Origin of the sequence: Micromonospora sp. NPDC005367, from assembly GCF_040606825.1 — a bacterium.
In the GTDB taxonomy this organism is placed as follows: domain Bacteria; phylum Actinomycetota; class Actinomycetes; order Mycobacteriales; family Micromonosporaceae; genus Micromonospora.
This window is the reverse complement of the sequence record NZ_JBEXFP010000007.1, coordinates 72,732-90,575: the sequence shown is the minus strand read 5'-3', so window position 1 is coordinate 90,575 and position 17,844 is coordinate 72,732. Positions and strand designations below refer to the sequence as shown.

Sequence of the window (17,844 nt, the reverse complement as noted above, 5' to 3'; positions counted from 1 at the left end):
TCAACTGTGGCCCGGTATCTGATCACGCGCGCCTGGCAGTCCGCGCTGACCCTGCTCCTGTCGACGATCGTGGTGTTCCTCGGCGTACGTGCCCTCCCCGGCGACCCGGCGCTCGCGCTGGCCGGGGAGGACCGTTCACCCGAGGCGCTGGAGGCGATCCGGCACCACTACGGGCTGGACCAGCCGCTGCCGCTCCAGTTCGTCCAGTACGTGGGACGCGCGGCCCAAGGTGACTTCGGGGAGTCGATCCGGACCGGGATACCGGTGTCCTCGATGCTCAGCACCGCCCTGCCCGTGACGGTCGAACTCGCCGTCCTCGCCATCCTCATCGCCACCGCGCTCGGCGTCGGCGCCGGGGTGCTCGCGGCAGTACGCCGCGGGCACCCCGCCGAGTGGCTGGCCAACGGCCTGGCGCTGGTCGGGCTGTCGGTGCCGCACTTCTGGCTCGCGCTGCTCGCGATCCTCTACCTCTCCGTGGCGACGGGGCTCTTCCCCGCCTCCGGATTCGTGCCGCTGCTGGACAACCCCGTGGACAACCTGCACCACCTCATCCTGCCGGCCGTCATCCTCGGCACCGGTCTCGCCGCGATCATCATGCGGCAGACCCGGTCGGCCATGCTGGACTCCCTCTCCTCCGACTACGTGCGGACGGCGAAGGCGAAGGGACTCCGGCCACGAGCGGTCATCACCCACCACGCCCTGCGCAACAGCCTCATCGTGGTGGTGACGATCGTGGGCCTCCAGCTCGGCGGGCTCATATCGGGCGCGGTGGTCACCGAGCAGATCTTCGGGCTGCCCGGCTTCGGCAAGATGACCATCGACGCGGTCTTCCAGCGGGACTATCCGGTGATCCAGGCCGTCGTCCTGCTCACCGCGGCCGCTTACATCGTGATCAATTTTCTCGTCGACCTGCTCTACTCCGTCATCGACCCGCGCATCCGAGTGACGGGGGACCCGGCATGACAGTCCTCAGCGTTCCGACCGTGGACACCGCCCCGGCCGGCCTCACCCGACGAACCCGGGTCCTGCGCCGGCTGCGCCGAAACCCGCTCGCCGTCGTGAGCTTCGTCGTGCTGGCGCTCGCGGCGATCATCGCCCTGCTGTCACCGTGGATCGCGCCGTACGCCGTCGAGCAGACCGACTTCGGTCACACGTTCGCTGCCCCGGGCACCCCCGGGCACGTGCTGGGCACCGACGACCTCGGCCGGGATGTCCTGTCCCGCATCATGCTCGGGGCGCGGGCCTCCCTCGAGGTGGCGATCCTCGCGGTGGCCACGTCCCTGGTGATCGGTGTGCCACTCGGGCTCGCCGCCGGATACTTCCGGGCCTGGGACGCGGTCATCTCACGGTTCACCGATCTGCTCCTCGCGTTTCCGTTTCTGATCATGGCGGTGGGGTTGGCCGCCATTCGCGGCGCCAGCCTCACCAACGCCGCCGTGGCCGTGGGGATCGCACAGATCCCGGGCGTGATCCGGGTGGTGCGTTCGGACACCCTGCGGCTCAAGTCGCTCGACTTCGTCGCCGCCGCCATCGTGGACGGCGCGAGCGACCTGTGGGTGCTCGCCCGGCACATCCTGCCCAACGCCACGTCGGTCATCCTCGTGCAGGCCACGGTCGCCATCCCGGTCGCGATCCTGGGCGAGGCGGTGCTGTCGTTCCTGGGCCTCGGCATCCAGCCGCCAGCACCCAGCCTCGGCACCATGCTCGCCACCGCCCAGCAGTTCGCCGCCCGCGCACCGTGGGCGGCAGTCCTTCCCGGCGTTGTGATCATGGGCTTGGCGCTGGCGTTCAACGTCTTCGGCGACGCCCTGCGGGACGCCCTCGACCCGAAGGGAGACCGGCGATGACCACGGCCGAACGCTCCGGCACCCAGTCGAGCGTCGCCGACGCACCCGTCCTGGAGGTGCGTGACCTGTCGGTCGCCTTCCGCACCGAGGGCGGGACCGTCTCGGCGGTCGACCGGGTGAGCCTCGATCTCGCCCCCGGGGAGATCGTCGGAATGGTGGGCGAGTCGGGCTGCGGCAAGAGCGTCACGGCGATGAGCATCGCCGGGCTGCTTCCCGGCAGCGCCCGGGTCACCGGGTCCGTACGACTGCAGGGGACCGAACTGATCGGCACCCGGGAGTCGGTGCTGCGCCGGGTACGCGGCAAGGAGATCGCGTACATCTTCCAGGAGCCGATGACGTCGCTGAACCCGGTGCTCACCGTGGGACGTCAGATCGGCGAGGTGCTCCAGGTCCACGAACGGATGTCCGGTCGCGCGGCCCGGGCGCGCGCCGTCGAACTGCTGTCCCTCGTCGGCATCCCGTCCGCCGCGACGCGGGTCGACAACTATCCGCACCAGCTCTCCGGCGGCATGCGCCAGCGGGTGATGATCGCGATGGCGGTGGCCTGCGGCCCCAAGGTGCTGGTGGCCGACGAACCGACCACCGCCCTGGACGTCACGGTGCAGGCCGGGATCCTCCAGGTGCTGCGGGATCTGCGTGACCGGCTCGGCACGAGCATCCTCATCATCACCCACGACCTCGGCGTGATCGCGGACATCGCCGACCGTGTCGTGGTGATGTACGCCGGGCGGGTGGTGGAACGGGCACCCGTCACCGACCTGTTCGCGTTCCCGTACCACCAGTACACGGCCGGGCTCCTGTCGGCCTCGCCGACACCGGGAGTGCACGCCGGCACCCAGCGTCTGCAGGAGATCCCGGGCCTCGTGCCGGTCCTGTCCACCCAGCCGGACGCCTGCACGTTCGCCGACCGTTGCCCGGCCGCCGACGCGCGCTGCCGGGAGGCCTCGCCGCCGCTGGAGGCGGTGCGACCGGCGATCATCGATCACGTCGCGGCCTGCTGGCATCCCTGCCCGGCCCCGCGGACGCACGTCGAGGAGGCGACCGCATGACGTCCCAGGAGAACGCCCTCGAACTCGAGGACCTCGTGATGCACTTCGGGCCGGTCCGGGCCGTGGACGGCGTCTCCCTCGCGATTCCGCGCGGCCGGGTCACCGCGCTGGTGGGGGAGAGCGGATCCGGCAAGTCGACAGTGGGCCGGTGCGTGGTGCGGCTCGTGGAACCCACCTCGGGCGTCGTACGGATCGCCGGGGCGGACGTCACGCACCTGTCCCGCCGGCAGCTACGCCGGCATCGCAGCGACGTGTCGATCGTGTTCCAGGACCCGGCCGGCTCGCTGAATCCACGCATGCTGGTCGGCGACATCGTGGCCGAGCCACTGCGCCTGTCCGGGCGGCTGATCTCCCGGCGTGACCGGGAGGCGCGCGTCGCCGCGGAACTCGGCCGGGTGGGCCTGCGCGCCGAGGTCGCCCGTCGCTATCCGCACGAGCTCTCCGGCGGACAGCGCCAACGGGTCAGCATCGCCCGGGCCCTGATCTCCGAGCCGATGCTGCTCATCGCGGACGAACCCACCAGTGCGCTCGACGTTTCCGTCCAGGCGGCCGTGCTCAACCTCCTGGCCGACCTCCAGCGCGACATCGGGTTCGCCTGTCTGTTCATCACCCACGATCTGTCCGCCGTCGAGTACCTCGCCGACGACATCGCCGTGATGTACCTCGGCCAACTGGTCGAGAAAGGCCCGCGGGAGCAGATCTTCGCCCGGCCGGCGCACCCCTACACCCAGGCGCTCCTGTCCGCCGCACCGGTGGCCGATCCGGAGCGCCAGCGGCAGCGCCAGCAGGTGCTGCTCGGCGACGACCTGCCCTCCGCGCTGGACCCGCCGTCGGGCTGCCGCTTCCGTACCCGGTGCCCACTGGCGTTCGACAGGTGCGCCACGGAGGTGCCGGCACAGGTCGAGTTCGGCGACGGCGTGGCGGCCTGCCACCTGGTCCAGCCGGACGGCACGCGGCCCGACGTCCGGGCCGCAGAGACGAATGAGGTGTTGTCATGACGTTCACCACCAGGCCGACGCTGCAGGGCACCTTCGGGATGGTGTCGTCGACGCACTGGCTCGCCAGCCAGGCGGCGATGGGGATCCTCGAACGCGGTGGGAACGCCTTCGACGCCGCGGTCACCGCCGGGTTCGTCCTGCACGTCGTGGAACCGCACCTCAACGGGCCGGGCGGCGAGGTGCCGGCCATCGTGGCGACGGCCCAGGATCCGACACCGAAGGTGCTGTGCGGGCAGGGACCGGCCCCGGCGAGCGCGACCATCGCGCACTTCCGGTCGCTCGGGATGGACCTCATCCCCGGCGCCGGCCCCCTCGCCGCGGCCGTCCCCGGCGCCGTGGACGCCTGGCTCCTGCTGCTGCGCGACCACGGCACGCTCCCGCTGGCGGAGGTGCTGGATCCGGCGATCGGCTACGCCGCCACCGGCCACCCGCTGGTCGCCAGGGTCGGGGACACCGTGGCGGCGGTGCGGAAACTGTTCGAGGAGCACTGGCCCACCTCCGCGCAGCTCTGGCTGCGTGACGGCAGGCCGCCGGCCGCGGGGGAACGGTTCACCAACCCGGCGTACGCGCAGACGCTGCGCAAACTGGTCGAGACCGGGCAATCGGCCGGGGCGGACCGGGAGGCGCAGATCGAGGCCGCACGCCGCGCCTGGCGGGAAGGCTTCGTCGCCGAGGCCGTCGACACGTTCAGCCGGAAACCGTTCCAGGACTCCAGCGGAAGCCCGCACGCCGGCCTCGTGACCGGTACGGACATGGCTGCCTACTCCGCCAGCTGGGAGGAGCCGGTCACCCTCGACTGGCACGGGTACACGGTGGCGAAGACCGGGTTCTGGGGCCAGGGGCCGGTGCTGTTGCAGACCCTGTCGATCCTCGACGCGCTCGACGACGACGCGGCGTACGACCCGTCGACAGCGGCCGGGATCCACGCCCAGGCCGAGGCGCTCAAGCTCGCCTTCGCCGATCGCGAAGCGTGGTACGGCGACGGCGCCGACGTGCCCGCGAAGGCGCTCCTGTCGCGGGAGTACGCCCGGGAACGGGCCGCCCTGATCGGGGAGCGGGCGTCGACGGAGCTGCGCCCGGGGCGCCCCGACGGAGCCGACCCACGGCTGTCGAACCACGTACTGCGGGGCGCGGGGCGTCTGGTCGACACGACCGACGCCACGACGGGTGAGCCGACGGTCAAGTCGGACGGCGTCACCCGCGGCGACACCTGCCACGTCGACGTGGTCGACCGCTGGGGCAACATGATCTCCGCGACCCCGAGCGGTGGCTGGCTGCAGAGCTCACCCACCATCCCGGAGCTGGGCTTCCCCCTCGGCAGCCGGCTCCAGATGTTCTGGCTCGAGGAGGGGCTCTCCTCGTCGCTCGCTCCCGGACGCCGCCCGCGCACCACGCTCAGCCCGACCCTCGTGCACCGTGACGGTGAGCCGGTCATGGCGTGCGGCACGCCCGGCGGCGACCAGCAGGACCAGTGGCAGCTGCTGTTCCTGCTGCGCCACCTCGTCGGCGGCCGATCGCTGCAGGAGGCGATCGACGCTCCCGCCTGGCACACGATGAGCCTGCCTGGGTCGTTCTACCCGCGCGGCATGGAGCCCGGCGTGCTGGTGGTGGAGGACCGGCTCGACGAGGACACGCTGGCGACGTTGCGGGCGTACGGGCACGAGGTGCGGCTCTCCGACCCGTGGAGCCTGGGACGGCTGTGTGCGGTGACTCGCGATCCCCGCACCGGTCTGCTCGCGGCCGGGGCGAACCCGCGCGGCATGCAGGGCTACGCCTGCGGCCGCTAGGGCCTGTGTCGCAGGGCTCGCCCGAGCCGAGGCCCGGGCGGCGGCCCGGCGAGGCGGAGGTTCGTCCGGATACCGTGTGGTATCCGGCGTCCCGCCAACGCCGCCGGTCGTCGCCCGGGGCCGGCGCACTCGGGCACGGTCCTGTGAGACAGGCCCTACGGTCAGCGGGCCTGGTAGCCGCCCTCGGCGTTCTCGTGCGCCGCCGCGTAGGCGGCCCCGAGGTGGGCGAGAGCCGCCAGCTCGGCCCGCTCGCCGTCACCGGACTCGATCGCGTCGACCAGCTGGATGTGCTCGGCCCACGAGTGCGGGGCCCGTTCCGCGGCACCCAGCCGGAAGACCCACTGAACATGGAGGTACAGCGCCTTGGCGATCGACGACAGCCAGGGGTTGCCGCTGATCTGGAGGATCCGCAGGTGCAGGGCGCTGTTCAGCTCGGCGACCCGGCGCAGGTCCTGCCGTTGCGTCGCCTCACGACCCTCGTCCAGCAGCGCCCGCAGCGCGGCCACGTCCGCCGCGGTCGCCCGCTCGGCCGCCAGCCGGGCGGCCAACGCCTCCAGCCGCTCGCGGACGGCGAACATGTCCGCGACGTTGCCGCTGCTCGGGGAGGCGACCACCGCCCCGCGCCGCGGCAGGATCACGACGAAACCTTCCGCCTCCGCGACCCGCAACGCCTCGCGGACCGGGTTACGGGAAACGCCGAAGTCCTCGGCCAGCCGGTCCTCGGTGAGTCGCTCGCCGGGGAGGTAGTCGCCGTTGATGATGGCGGTCCGCAGCGCGACGAGGACCTGGTCGCGTAGCGGCAGGTGTTGAGCACCGAGTTTGCCCCGCAGGTCTCCAGCCAACCCGACCGCCTCTCCGTGAACGTCCACGCGAAGCGTATACGAAGAACAATCTGTGGAGGGCAGTCGACAGTGCCGAGAACAGAGCGAGACGTCAAAGGCCCCCGCGTCGCCACGACGGTGCCGGCCGATCTTCTGCGGCGACGACACGCCCTCGTCGTCGTACTCACCTTTCTGACCGGGAGCGCCGACGCCGTCGGTTTCCTCTCCCTCGGCGGCGCCTTCTCCAGCGTCATGACGGGCAACATGGTCCTGCTGGGCCTCTCGGCGGGCCGGGGCAACGCCGAACTCGCCGTGACCTCCGGCTGCGCCATCCTGAGCTTCATCGCCGGTGTCCTCGCGGGCGCCCGGCTCGCCGGTTCCGCGCAACCGGACGATCCGGTGTGGCCGCGCCGGGTCAACCGGGCGCTCATCCTGGAACTGCTGTTGTTCGTCGTCTTCCTCGTCGTCTGGGAGGTCAACCTTCCCGAACACTCGGAACGCGTCGACCTCATGCTGCTGATGCTGTCGGCGGCGGCGCTCGGCGTGCAGAGCAGCGCCATCCAGCGGTTCGGCGTCCCGGGTCTCTCCTCCACCTACCTGACCGGCACCCTCACGAGCCTGATCGGCGGAGTCGCCGCCCGAAGCCCCTGGCCCATCCTGCGACCGAAGGCCCAGGTCCTGCTGGCCCTCATGGCCGGTGCGGCCGTCGGCGCCCTGGTCGCGCTCCACCTGACCGCGTGGGCGCCGGTGCTGCTGATCGCGCCGCTGCTGCTCGTCATCGCCGTGGCCTCGCGGTTCACCGATTAGGCCCGCGGGGCCAGGCGATGTCCACGCTGCGGCCGGGGCAGCGAGGACTCCGCGTACCGGGCGGTCGCCGCGTGTACGGGTGGCGACCGCCCGATCACCGCCGGGGCGCCTCGATCGGCTCGGCGGTCTCAGGGCAGTGGCTGCGGCGCGCGGGGACCCACGTACCGCGAGTCCGGCCGGATGATCTTCGAGTCCTCCGCCTGCTCCAGCACGTTCGTGCACCAGCCGATGACCCGGCTGGTCGCGAAGGTGGGCGTGAACATCTCCCGGGGCAGGCCGCACAGCTGCATGACGACGCCCGCGTAGTACTCCACATTGGTGTGCAGCTCCCGCCCGGGTTTGAGCTCCGCCAGCAGCGACAGCACCCGCTCCTCGACCGCCACAGCGAAGTCCACCAGGTCTCCGCCGAGCTCCCGCGCGATGCCCTTGAGCATCCGTGACCGGGGGTCCTCCGTGCGGTAGATCGGGTGCCCGAATCCCATGATCCGCTCACCGCCGATGATGCGCGCGCGCAACCAGGCGTCGGCTCGGTCGACGGTGCCGATCGCGTCGAGGGTGTCGAGGGCCCGGCTCGGGGCGCCGCCGTGCAGGGGGCCGGAGAGCGCGCCGAGCGCGCCGCCGATGCACGCGTACAGGTCGGCGCCGGTGGAGGCGATGACCCGCGCCGTGAACGTGGAGGCGTTGAAGCCGTGGTCCACGGTCGCGATGAGGTAACGCTCGATGGCACGCGCCTGCGGCTCGGACGGCTCCACACCGCTGATCATGTATAGGTAGTTGGCCGCGTGCGGCAGGTCGTCGCGCGGCGCGATCGGCTCCAGACCGGCCCGCAGACGGTACAGCGCCGCGAGCAGGGTGGGCGTGAGCGCACAGAGCGCCATGGCCTGCGCCCGGCGCTCGGCCGGCGAGGTGTCGTACAGCGGGCGGGCGCCGGCGGCGAGCCCGGCGACCGCGAGCGCGGCACGCAGCCCACCCATGGGATCCGGTGACGAGCAGGCGGCGGCGATGCCGGGCAGCGCGGCGGCGACCGCCGGCGGTACGTGCCGCAGCGGCGCGATCTCCCGATGCAGGGCCTTCGGCTCCGCCGGCAGGGAGCCGTCGATCAAAAGCGCCCAGACGTCCTCGAGTGTGCGGCGTTCGGCGAGGTCGATCGCCGAGTACTGCCGGTAGTGGTAGAAGCCCTCACGGCCACGGACGCGGCCGATCGTGGTGTCGGTGACGACGACGCCGGCGAGGCCCCGGGGAACGGTGATGGTGGTGTCAGCCATGCGGGCAGCCTCACGTCCACCGGGCGACCCGGTCAACATTGATCCAGTCAAGATGAGAGCATGACCACATGCCGGAAGATCAGCTGCTGACAACCGCCGAGGTGGCCCACCGCCTGCGCATCAAGCCAGAGACGATCTACGCGTACGTCAGCCGAGGGTTGCTTGCCCGGATCAAGGTCCCCGGCGAGCGGATCAGCCGTTTCCGGCTGGCCGACGTCGAGCGGCTGGCCGCCCGCACCCAGGCGACGCGGCCGGATCGGGAAACCGCCGCGACGATGCGGACCGCCACCACGTTGATCGCCTACGGGCGGCTCCACTACCGGGGAGTCGACGTCGCGAAGCTCGCCCCGGTGACCCCGTTCGAAGAGGTCGCCCGGTGGCTCTGGACCGGGGAGCGACGCGGCGAAGGCTTCGTGGCCGCTCCGGAGACGGTCGAAGGTGCGAGACGAGCCAGCGCGCACCTGCCGGAGCACGCTCGCACCTTCGACCGGCTTCCGGTGGTCGTCGCGCTCGCGGCCGCGATGGATCCGCTCCGCTTCGACCTGGCACCGGCCACCGTGGCTGCGCTGGCGCCCGGCCTGCTGGCCACCATGGTCGACGCGCTGCCCCTCGCCGGGCAGACGGTCGCGGACGACAGCCTGGCGGCGCGCCTTTGGCCCCGGCTGACCCGGGAGCCGGCGACCGCTGATGGCCTCCGGGCGCTCAACGCCGCCCTCGTCCTGCTCGCCGATCACGACCTGGCCGCCTCGACCATCGCGGTACGGGTGGCGGCATCGACCCGCGCGAACCCGTACGCCGCGGTGCTGGCCGGCCTGGGCGCGCTGGACGGGCCGATGCACGGCGCCGTGGGTGGGACGGTCCACCGGATGATCGAGTCGGCACTGCGGGACGGGGCCGCGGCCGCGATCGCCGAATCGCTGCGCACCGGCGGCCTGCCCGGATTCGGGCATCCGCTCTACCCGGACGGCGACCCGCGCGCGGCCGCTCTCCTCGACCTGGTGGCTCCGCTGCCGGGACCCGACGAGTTGCGCCGTGCCGTGGACGCCCTGCTCACCACCGCGGTACGGCGGGGCAGCCGGCCCAACGTCGACTTCGCCGTCGCCGTACTGGCACACACGGCCGGCATGGGTCCCGGCGCGGCCGAGGTGATCTTCGCGATCGCCCGCACCGCGGGCTGGGTCGCGCACATCGTCGAGGAGTACGCCCAGCCGAGCAACCGGTTCCGGTGGAGCAGCGGCTACGTCGGACCACCGCCGATGTCGGTGTGAACCCGACGCCGGACATCGACACCCGCCCGGCTCAGGTGGTGGACCACGGAACGATCACCAGGGCCGGATGAGACACATCCCGCCGGAGCCCGGCCGGTCCATGGTGGTCAGCGCCTCGGGCACCTCGTCCAGGCCGATCGTGCGGGTGACCAGGTCGGCGGGGCGCAGCACGCCGGCGTTGACCAGCCGCAGCAGCTCCGGATAGGCGTGCGCCGGCATGCCGTGGCTGCCGCGCAGCTCCAGCTCGTACGCGATCACCAGATCCATCGGCAGCGCCGGGCGCCCCTGAGCGGTGGGCAGCAGCCCGACCTGCACGTGCCGCCCGCGCCGGCGAAGGCTCTCGATCGACGCGACGCAGGTGGCGTGACTGCCCAGCGCGTCCAGCGAGAGGTGGGCGCCGCCGCCGGTGGCCTCCCGAACGGCGGCGGCCACCGCCCCGGGGCCGGTGAGGGCGCTGCCGTCCACGCAGACCGTGGCTCCGAAGCGTCGGGCCAGCTCCAGGGCCGCGGGGGAGACGTCCACCGCCACGACCTGCGCGCCGCACGCCGCGGCGATCATTACGGCGGAGAGGCCGACGCCGCCGCAGCCCTGCACGGCCACCCACTCGCCGGCGGCGACGCGCCCCTGCGCCACCACCGCCCGGAACGCCGTGGCGAAGCGGCAGCCGAGGGCCGCTGCGGCCGGGTAACCCAGGTCGTCGGGGAGCCGGACCAGGTTGACCTCCGCGTCGTGCACCGCGACGTGCTCGGCGAACGATCCCCAGTGCGTGAAGCCCGGCTGGGTCTGCCGCTCGCACACCTGCTGGTCACCGGCGAGGCAGGCCGGGCAGTGCCCGCACGCGCACACGAACGGCGCGGTCACCCGGTCGCCGCGCCGCCACCCGCGTACGCCGGCACCGACCGCCTCGACGACGCCGGCGAACTCGTGGCCGGGCACGTGCGGCGCGTGGATGTCGGGATCGTGCCCCTGCCAGCCGTGCCAGTCGCTGCGGCACAGCCCGGTCGCCTCCACCCTGACCACCACGCCCCCCGGCGGCGGCACCGGATCGGGAACATCGCGCACCTCGGGCCGGGCACCGAACTCGTCGAAGATCACCGCACGCATGCGCGGATCCTCACATGCCCGGGCAACGGTCGGCACACTCGGCCCCGCCGGCGGCCATGTCGCGCCGTTTCGGCGCGATCCTTACCGCCGGTCGGACCTCGATCGGCCGGCCCTGCGCCGCCACGGGATCACCACCAGGGCGACGGTCAGGACGAACACGCCGCCGAGACCGAGGCCGACCGGCAGCAGCAACGAGGTGGGCTCGGCCGTCTCCTCCTCCCGCTCGCCCTTCACCGGCACGACGGGTTGGTCGTACTTCTTCTCCTCCGGCGCCACCAGGTGGCCGACGGACGCGCCACGCGGAAGCGCGAAACCCCAGTTGAGCAGCGCCGTCGCCTCACCCAGACTGCCCAGCGGAGCGGTCTCCGCGCCCAGGAGGGTGACCGCGAGCCGCCGGCCGCCGCGTTCGGCCACCCCGACGTACGTCTGCCGCGCCAGGTCGGTGAAGCCCGTCTTGCCCCCCAGCGTGCCCGGGTAGTGGCCGAGCAACGTGTTGTCGTGCGTGATCTGGAAGGCCGGGCTTCCGGAACGCGCCGGTATCCGCGCCACCTCGGTCGCCATGTACCGCCGGAAGTCCTCGCGGGCGAACGTGGCACGTGCGATCAACGCCAGGTCGTACGCGCTCGTGTACTGACCGGGGCCGTCGAGGCCGGAGGGGGTCGCCGCGTGCGTCTGGTACGCCCGCAGCCGGCGGGCCTCCTCATTCATCGCGTCGACGCCACCCTGCCTCCCGGCGCTGCCGCCGCCGACACGGGCGAGCACGTTGGCCGCGTCGTTGCCCGAGCAGAGCAGCAACCCCAGCCACAGGTCCTCGACGGTGTACCGGCCACCCGCTCGTACCCCCATCAGCGAGCTCTCCGGATCGAGGTCGCGCAGGTCGGACCGCGCCACCTCCACCTCCCGGGTCGGGTCGAGCCGGGGCATCAGCGTGGCGGCGAGCAGCAGCTTCTGCACGCTGGCCGGTGTCCGGTGCTCATGCGGCCCGCACCCGCCCAGGACCTCGCCGGTCTTGAGGTCGGCCACGAGCCACGAGGTGGCGGTGACCGCCGGCGCCTTAGGCGCGCCGGACGGGATCGCGAGCCCGGCGGTCGCGAGGGCCTCGCCGCCGACCGCGCGCTGAGCGGGGTCGACCGGCGGCGGAGACGGGGCGGCCGGTGCCGGTGTCGGCGGCTTAACCGCCGGACAGGGCACGTACGGCGCCGCGGCCGCCCGCGCCGGTGGCGTGATCGCGACGGCGGGCAGGGCCAGAATGGCGCCGAGCGCCACGAGGGTAACCCGAATGGTGGTCACGCTTACGTACGGTAATCGAGCGTTCGCCGGACACGGGGCGAATGAAGGAAGTAGTGCCTTCGGCCCCTGCCGCACACCGTGCTGGATCGCCTGTACGAGTAGCCGGACCTGACCCATGCCTTCATGCTGCGGCGACCCGGTGCGCAGACCGGCGTGGTGCCGACCGATGTCATCCGACGTGTCGACAGCGGGCGCAGCACTCCACCCACCCGAGTGCCGTGCGGCCCACCCGTCCGGAGGTCACTCGGGTAGTGCGGCGAGCCGGTCGCGGAGCTGGTCGGCGTCCGGGTGGGTGAGTTCGTCGAGGATGGCCAGGGCCTTCCGCCAGGTCCGGCGGGCGAGCGCCGGATCGCCGGCCGCCAGGTGCAGCTCGCCGAGCCGGGTCAGCGTCCTGCTCTCGTAGTAGCGGCTGCTCACCTCGCGGTAGCGCTCGAGCGCCTGCTCGTACAACGCGACGGCGTGGTCGTGCTGACCGAGGTGATGGTGGATGAGCCCGAGGCTGTCCAGCGTCACGGCCTCGCCGTGCCGGTCGTCCCCGATCTCGCGGTGCAGGGTCAGAGCCTCCCCGCAGTAGGCCAGCGCCTGCCGGTAGTGGCCGAGATGGGCGTGCCACCAGCCGATGTTGTTGAGGGCGTTCGCCTCGCCGGACTGCTGACCGGTCTTCCGCCAGAGCGCCAGCGCCTGCTCGGCGTGGTACAGGCCCAGCTCGGGCTGACCCAGCCGCCCGTGCACCCAGACCAGCCCCATGTGGGTGTCGGCCTGAGAGTTCGAGTCGCCCAGCTCGCGGAACTGGTCCAGCGCGAATTCCAGATGTGCCTGGGCGTCGTCGTCGCGGCCCAGTGCGGCGATCGCGACAGCCAGGCTGCGGTGCAGGTGGGCCCGGCCCGCCGAATCGGTGATCCGGCTCGCCGCCGTGACCACCGTCTGCTGGGTGGCCGCCATGGTGTGCCAGAGCCCGCACCGGTGGAAGAACGTGGTCAGGATCCCGGCCAGCTGCCAGGTGTGTCGGTCGAAGCCGTTCTCGGCCGCCTGGTTGATCACGCCGAGCAGCACCCGCTGCTCGCTCGCGAACCAGGCGACCGCCTGCGGCGGCACGGCGAGATCGGCCACCGCGACTCCGGGACCGGGCGCGGCCAGCGACATCAACTGCTGGCCCGGGTAGAGCAGCCGGTTGGCGAGGTCAGCGGTGTGCAGGTAGTGGTCGAACAGGCGGCGTTGTGCCTGTGCGCGTTCGGCCGCCGCCTCGTGCACGGACGCCAGTTCGGTGGCGTACGCCCGCAGGAGTCCATGGGATCCGTACCGGCCGGGACTCTGCTCGAAGAGCAGGTGCGCCCCGATCAGCGCGGCCAGCAGCGGTCGAACCTCCCGGACCGGGACGCCGGCGAGGCTCGCGGCGGCCGGGGCGGCGATGTCCGGCCCCGGGTGCAAGCTGAGCAGACGGAACAGGCGCGCGGCCCGCGGATCGAGCGCCCGATACGACCAGGAGAAGACCGCGCGGACGCCGGTGAACGTCTCATCACCGTCGAACGCGTCCAACCCACCACGGGCGGCCCGCAGCTCGTTCGCTATGACGGCGAGCGGGAATCCGGGGTTCGCGGCGGCGCGTGCGGCCACGATGGCCAGGGCGAGCGGCAGCCGGCTGCAGTGGGAGATGATCTCGTCGACCGCGTCGGGCTCGGCGCCGGCCCGCTCGGCGCCGAGCCGGTTCGCCAGCAGCTTGCGCGCTTCCCCGGTGGTGAGCAGGTCCACGTGCATCGGATGGGCGCCCTCGATCACCGTGAGGCTACTGAGCCGGTTCCGACTGGTGATCACGACCATGGACCCTGCCGCGCCGGGCAGGAGTGGTCGGACCTGATCGGCGCTCTGTGCGTTATCCAGCACGATCAGCATCCGCCGGTCGGCGAGCAGGCTGCGGAAGAGGCTGCTCTGCGCGGCCGGCATCGCCGGAATCCGCTGCGCCGGCACCTGCAACGCGTGCAGGAAGGCGTGCAACACCTCCGAGGGGCTCGCCGATGTCGCTTCCGGGTCGAACCCGCGCAGGTCCATGTACAGCTGCCCGTCGGGGAACGAACGGCGGGCCTGGTGGGCCCAGCGCAGCGCCAACGAGGTCTTCCCGACGCCCGCCGTGCCGGTGATCGTGACGATCGTCGGATCGTTGCGTTCGTCCGCCCCGTCGGGCAGCAGCGCGTCCAACCGGGACAGGTACGCCGTACGACCGACGAACGCCGCCACCCCGGCGGGCAGCTGCGCGGGGACGACGGCCAGCGGCGGCGCCACTTCCCGAGCGCTGCCGGCCCGACCGGGCGTCCCGGACGCGGTGCTCGGCCCCGTCCCGGATGCCGACGTGGTCACCGCCGCACCGGACCCGGGCCCGAAGGCGGGGTCGAGCCCCGGGCTGTCCGCGATCACCGCCGCGTGGAGGCCGCGCAGCGGCGGTCCGGGCTCCAGGCCGACTTCGGTGACGAGCAGCCGACGGGCATTCCGGTACGCGGCGAGCGCGTCCGCGCGACGACCGCTGCGGTAGAGCGCCAGCATCAGCTGGCCGTGCAGCCGTTCCTGCAGGGGATGGTCGACGACGAGTTCTGCGAGCTCCGACACGAGTTCACGGTGCCGGCCGGCGGCGAGGTCGGCGTCGATCCGGTCCAGCAGTGCCGTCAGGCGCGATTCCTCGAGACCGCCGCAGAGCCTTTCCCGGACGGTACCGGTGGCGGCGTCGGCGAGCGCCGGTCCACGCCAGAGGTCGAGCGCGGCGGTGAGGTGCGCGGAGCGCCGCCGCGGGTCGGTGAGGATCCGAGCCCCCTCGACCATCCGCTGGAAGCGGTGCAGGTCCACCGACTCCGACGGCACGGACAGCCGGTAGCCCTCCCCGAGTGCAAGCAGGCGGACCTGTCCGTCGGCACTCGGGCCGGCCGCGACCCGCACCGCCTTGCGTACGCGCGAGATCAGTGCCTGCAGCGTCGCCCTGGCGGTTGCCGGCGGTCGCTGTCCCCAGAGCACGCTGACGAGCCGCTCGGCGCTGACCACCCGGTCGGGATCGAGTAGGAGCACCGCGAGCATCAGCCGTTCCTGGCGACGCTGGAGGGAGACCAACTGCCCGTCGTCGGTGTACAGCTCCACCGGACCCAGCAGCCGGAACTCCATTCGCAAGATCATAGAGGTACGCGACAGCCGCGTCGGACCGCGTTGGCGGGCCGATGGCAAGGCGTTGGCAAGCGTCGGGTGCCAGGGTCGCCGGGTTCCACAGATGAATCCGGTAGTGCCCAGCCCCCGGGGCGGGGCGGGAAGGCCTTCTTCGTGTCACAGCCACCCACGCCGTATTACCCGCACGGTGGAACCGCGTACGGTCCGCCCGGGCCAGCGCCCGCCGCGCAGCCGGCCGGACCGCCGGCACCCTACGCGGCCCAGCCGATTGCACCGCCACCGTTCGCGGGTGCGTACCCACCGCCGCCGTCCGCACCACCACCGTTCGCGGGTGCGTACCCCCCGCAGCAGGCACCGCCGGGCGCGGGCCGGCCACGCGGTCGCAAGCGTGTGGTTTTCGGAATGCTGGCCGCAGCCTTCGGCGTGGTACCCCTGCTGCTCGCCGGGGTGGCGACGTTCGTGGTTGTCAAGAACCACCGGATCCAGACCGGCAACGACGCGTTCGCCGCGGTCGCCTGGCACAACCTGCGCACCGACGAGGTCTTCCCGGACTTCCTCAAGGACACCACGGTGGTGTTGGAGCAGCCGCCAGGGTGGTCCCGGCAGGGCATTGCCGAGCAGAAGGACTGCCGCGGGGTGCTGGCCGACAAGCTCACCGAGGCGGTGGTCGCGCAGGGGTGCGTCAGTGTGCTGCGGGCGACGTACGTGCACATCGGCGGTGACATGGCCGCCACCGTCGCGCTCTGTGTGGTCGGTTCGTACCAGCAGGCGACCGAGATCGAGGAAGAGTTCAGCTCGGAGAACGCACCGATGGTGGTCCCGCTGGCGGTGCCCGGCACCGCGGCCGCAGCCTGGAATCGCAAACTCGCGTACGCCGGTCGGGCGAGGTCCGTCGGGCTCGACACCAACTCGCCGCCGTACGTGGCGGCCGTCACCGTCGGCCCCCTGCACGCTCGTCAGTACGGAAAGCTACCCGGGGAGTGGGCCATCAGCGGCCGTGCCGAGCAGAAGCTGTTCCAGGGCGTCGCCGACGAAGTCGTCGGCGCGTTCGCCCGCAGCTTCGACAACCTGGCGAACGGCCGATGAGGGCGGGGGAGTTCCGGGCGGTGTCGCGCGCCGCCGTCGCGCTCTGCGTCGCTGGCGCTCTCGTCGCGCCGGCCGCCCCGGCACACGCGGCGGGCAAGGGCTGGGAGCTCAGCGCCCTGTCGGTGCCGAAGGCGCACGACATCAGCAAGGGTGAGGGGATCACCGTCGCGGTGATCGACAGCGGCATCCGGACGAACCACCCGGTCATCGCCGACCGCGCCACCGAGGGGCCCGACTTCCTGGGGGAGAGCGATCAGAAGGAGTCCTGGTACGGCTCGCACGGCACGTCGATGGCCTCCAACGTCCTCGACGTCGCGCCGAAGGCGAAGGTGCTCGGTCTGCGGGCGATCCGGGACCGCGAGGACCCCGACTACCAGAGCTGGGAGCAGAACCTGGCGAGCCCGAACCCGCAGACCGCGCACGCGCTGCGGAACGCCGTCCGGTACGCGGCCGACCACGGCGCACGGGTCATCTCACTCTCGCTCGGCACGGAGAGCCCGTTCACCCCGTACGACGAGGAGGAGGCGCAGGCCATCCAGTACGCCCTCTCCAAGGGGGTCGTGGTCGTCGCGTCGGCCGGCAACGACGGCGACGGGCAGAACCTGGTCGCCTACCCGGTCGGCTATCCCGGCGTGATCGGCGTGGCCGCCAGCACCCCGTCGGGCGGGCGGGCCGACTTCTCGACGGTGCACTCGTACGTGGACGTGGCCGCTCCGGGCGTCGACATCTGGGGCGCCGACGTCAGGTCGAAGGGGCGGGTGTCCGAACAGGGTTCCTCGCCGGCGGGCGCGCTCATCGCGGGCGTCGCCGCGCTGATCGTCGCCAAGTACCCGAAGCTGGCCCCGCGGCAGGTCGCAGACCTTCTCCAAGACACCGCCTCGCACGCCGGCCGGCACGACCCGAAGACCGGCTACGGCGTTGTGAACGCGGCCAAGGCGCTGCGCGCGGCCGGAAAGGTCAAAGCGCAGCCGTACGTCCTGCCGGTGAACGCCGAAGGCGCGGGTGGGCACTTCGGTCCCGGTGATGACGAGACGCCCCGGCGGGTCGGCCAGCCGATCGACGTGACCGTGCTGGTGGTGGCCGGCGTCCTGGGTCTCGTCGCTCTGGGAATGATCCTCGGGGGAGTGCTGCTCGTACGCGCCGGCCGGCGGGCCCGCCGACGTTCGCCGGGCCCGCTCGCGGCCGGGACACCTCCGCCGCAGTGGTGACCCGCACTGCGCCGCGCGCCGGATGCTCGCCGACGCCGGCTACTGCGGCTCCGACGACCCACGGCAGCGCAACGGCAGGCGAACGCTGAACCTGGCCGCCTGACGACGTGCCCTGTCCACCCCGCCTCGTCGCGCGGCCGGCGGCGGCGCTCCGGCGAACGCGCGGCAACGCC

Annotated in this window: 14 protein-coding genes; 9 read left to right on the top strand and 5 right to left on the bottom strand. The window is 72.6% G+C overall.

What is annotated here, in order from left to right; all coding sequences use genetic code 11:
- The first annotated feature begins 6 nt into the window (after positions 1–6).
- Genes ABZS42_RS07730 through ABZS42_RS07710 form a run of 5 tightly spaced genes read left to right on the top strand, consistent with a single transcriptional unit; the run spans position 7 to position 5,681 of the window.
- On the top strand, positions 7–963 hold the full coding sequence (locus ABZS42_RS07730; RefSeq protein ID WP_355143151.1) for an ABC transporter permease: 957 nt from the start codon (positions 7–9) through the stop codon (positions 961–963).
- Positions 960–1,847 carry an ABC transporter permease gene (locus tag ABZS42_RS07725; RefSeq protein WP_355143150.1) on the top strand — a complete coding sequence of 296 codons (888 nt, stop codon included), beginning with the start codon at positions 960–962 and terminating at the stop codon, positions 1,845–1,847. The genes ABZS42_RS07730 and ABZS42_RS07725 overlap by 4 nt, the downstream gene beginning before the upstream one ends.
- Entirely contained in the window at positions 1,844–2,896 is a 1,053-nt protein-coding gene (locus ABZS42_RS07720; protein ID WP_355143149.1) for an ABC transporter ATP-binding protein, read from the top strand. Before ABZS42_RS07725 ends, ABZS42_RS07720 begins: the two co-directional genes overlap by 4 nt.
- The gene (locus ABZS42_RS07715; RefSeq protein WP_355143148.1) at positions 2,893–3,894 is read left to right on the top strand and encodes an oligopeptide/dipeptide ABC transporter ATP-binding protein; all 1,002 of its coding nucleotides are present in this window, start codon (positions 2,893–2,895) and stop codon (positions 3,892–3,894) included. The genes ABZS42_RS07720 and ABZS42_RS07715 overlap by 4 nt, the downstream gene beginning before the upstream one ends.
- Positions 3,891–5,681 carry a gamma-glutamyltransferase family protein gene (locus ABZS42_RS07710; RefSeq protein ID WP_355143147.1) on the top strand — a complete coding sequence of 597 codons (1,791 nt, stop codon included), beginning with the start codon at positions 3,891–3,893 and terminating at the stop codon, positions 5,679–5,681. Before ABZS42_RS07715 ends, ABZS42_RS07710 begins: the two co-directional genes overlap by 4 nt.
- Positions 5,682–5,842: 161 nt before the next feature.
- Here ABZS42_RS07710 and ABZS42_RS07705 read toward each other — a convergent pair whose 3' ends face one another.
- Positions 5,843–6,550: a GntR family transcriptional regulator gene (locus ABZS42_RS07705; protein WP_355143146.1), complete on the bottom strand. Its 708-nt coding sequence runs from the start codon at positions 6,548–6,550 to the stop codon at positions 5,843–5,845.
- 42 nt (positions 6,551–6,592) lie between these two features.
- On the opposite strand from ABZS42_RS07705, the gene ABZS42_RS07700 reads away from it, so the two are divergent.
- Entirely contained in the window at positions 6,593–7,309 is a 717-nt protein-coding gene (locus tag ABZS42_RS07700) for a YoaK family protein (RefSeq protein ID WP_355143145.1), read from the top strand.
- Between the two features lie 128 nt (positions 7,310–7,437).
- Here the strand turns inward: ABZS42_RS07700 and ABZS42_RS07695 are convergent, their stop codons facing one another.
- Complete coding sequence (locus ABZS42_RS07695; RefSeq protein WP_355143144.1) at positions 7,438–8,574, bottom strand: citrate/2-methylcitrate synthase; 1,137 nt, start codon at positions 8,572–8,574, stop codon at positions 7,438–7,440.
- A 68-nt stretch (positions 8,575–8,642) separates the two neighbouring features.
- Between ABZS42_RS07695 and ABZS42_RS07690 the strand changes: the two genes are divergently transcribed.
- Positions 8,643–9,842 (top strand): citrate synthase, encoded by a 1,200-nt coding sequence (locus ABZS42_RS07690; protein WP_355143143.1) that lies wholly within the window; start codon positions 8,643–8,645, stop codon positions 9,840–9,842.
- A gap of 54 nt (positions 9,843–9,896) precedes the next feature.
- Here the strand turns inward: ABZS42_RS07690 and ABZS42_RS07685 are convergent, their stop codons facing one another.
- The 3 genes from ABZS42_RS07685 to ABZS42_RS07675 form a co-directional block, all read right to left on the bottom strand.
- Entirely contained in the window at positions 9,897–10,946 is a 1,050-nt protein-coding gene (locus ABZS42_RS07685; protein ID WP_355143142.1) for a zinc-dependent alcohol dehydrogenase family protein, read from the bottom strand.
- Positions 10,947–11,027: 81 nt separating this feature from the next.
- Positions 11,028–12,227, bottom strand: coding sequence for a serine hydrolase (locus tag ABZS42_RS07680; protein ID WP_355143223.1), 1,200 nt, complete (start codon positions 12,225–12,227; stop codon positions 11,028–11,030).
- A 249-nt stretch (positions 12,228–12,476) separates the two neighbouring features.
- Positions 12,477–15,389, bottom strand: a complete 2,913-nt coding sequence (locus ABZS42_RS07675) for a BTAD domain-containing putative transcriptional regulator (protein WP_355143141.1) — start codon at positions 15,387–15,389, stop codon at positions 12,477–12,479.
- Between the two features lie 390 nt (positions 15,390–15,779).
- Here ABZS42_RS07675 and ABZS42_RS07670 point away from each other — a divergent pair, with 390 nt between their 5' ends.
- Positions 15,780–16,463 (top strand): hypothetical protein, encoded by a 684-nt coding sequence (locus tag ABZS42_RS07670; protein WP_355143140.1) that lies wholly within the window; start codon positions 15,780–15,782, stop codon positions 16,461–16,463.
- A complete protein-coding gene (locus tag ABZS42_RS07665) occupies positions 16,460–17,671 on the top strand; it encodes a S8 family serine peptidase (protein ID WP_355143139.1) in 1,212 nt (403 codons plus the stop codon). The genes ABZS42_RS07670 and ABZS42_RS07665 overlap by 4 nt, the downstream gene beginning before the upstream one ends.
- The last annotated feature ends 173 nt before the right edge of the window (positions 17,672–17,844 follow it).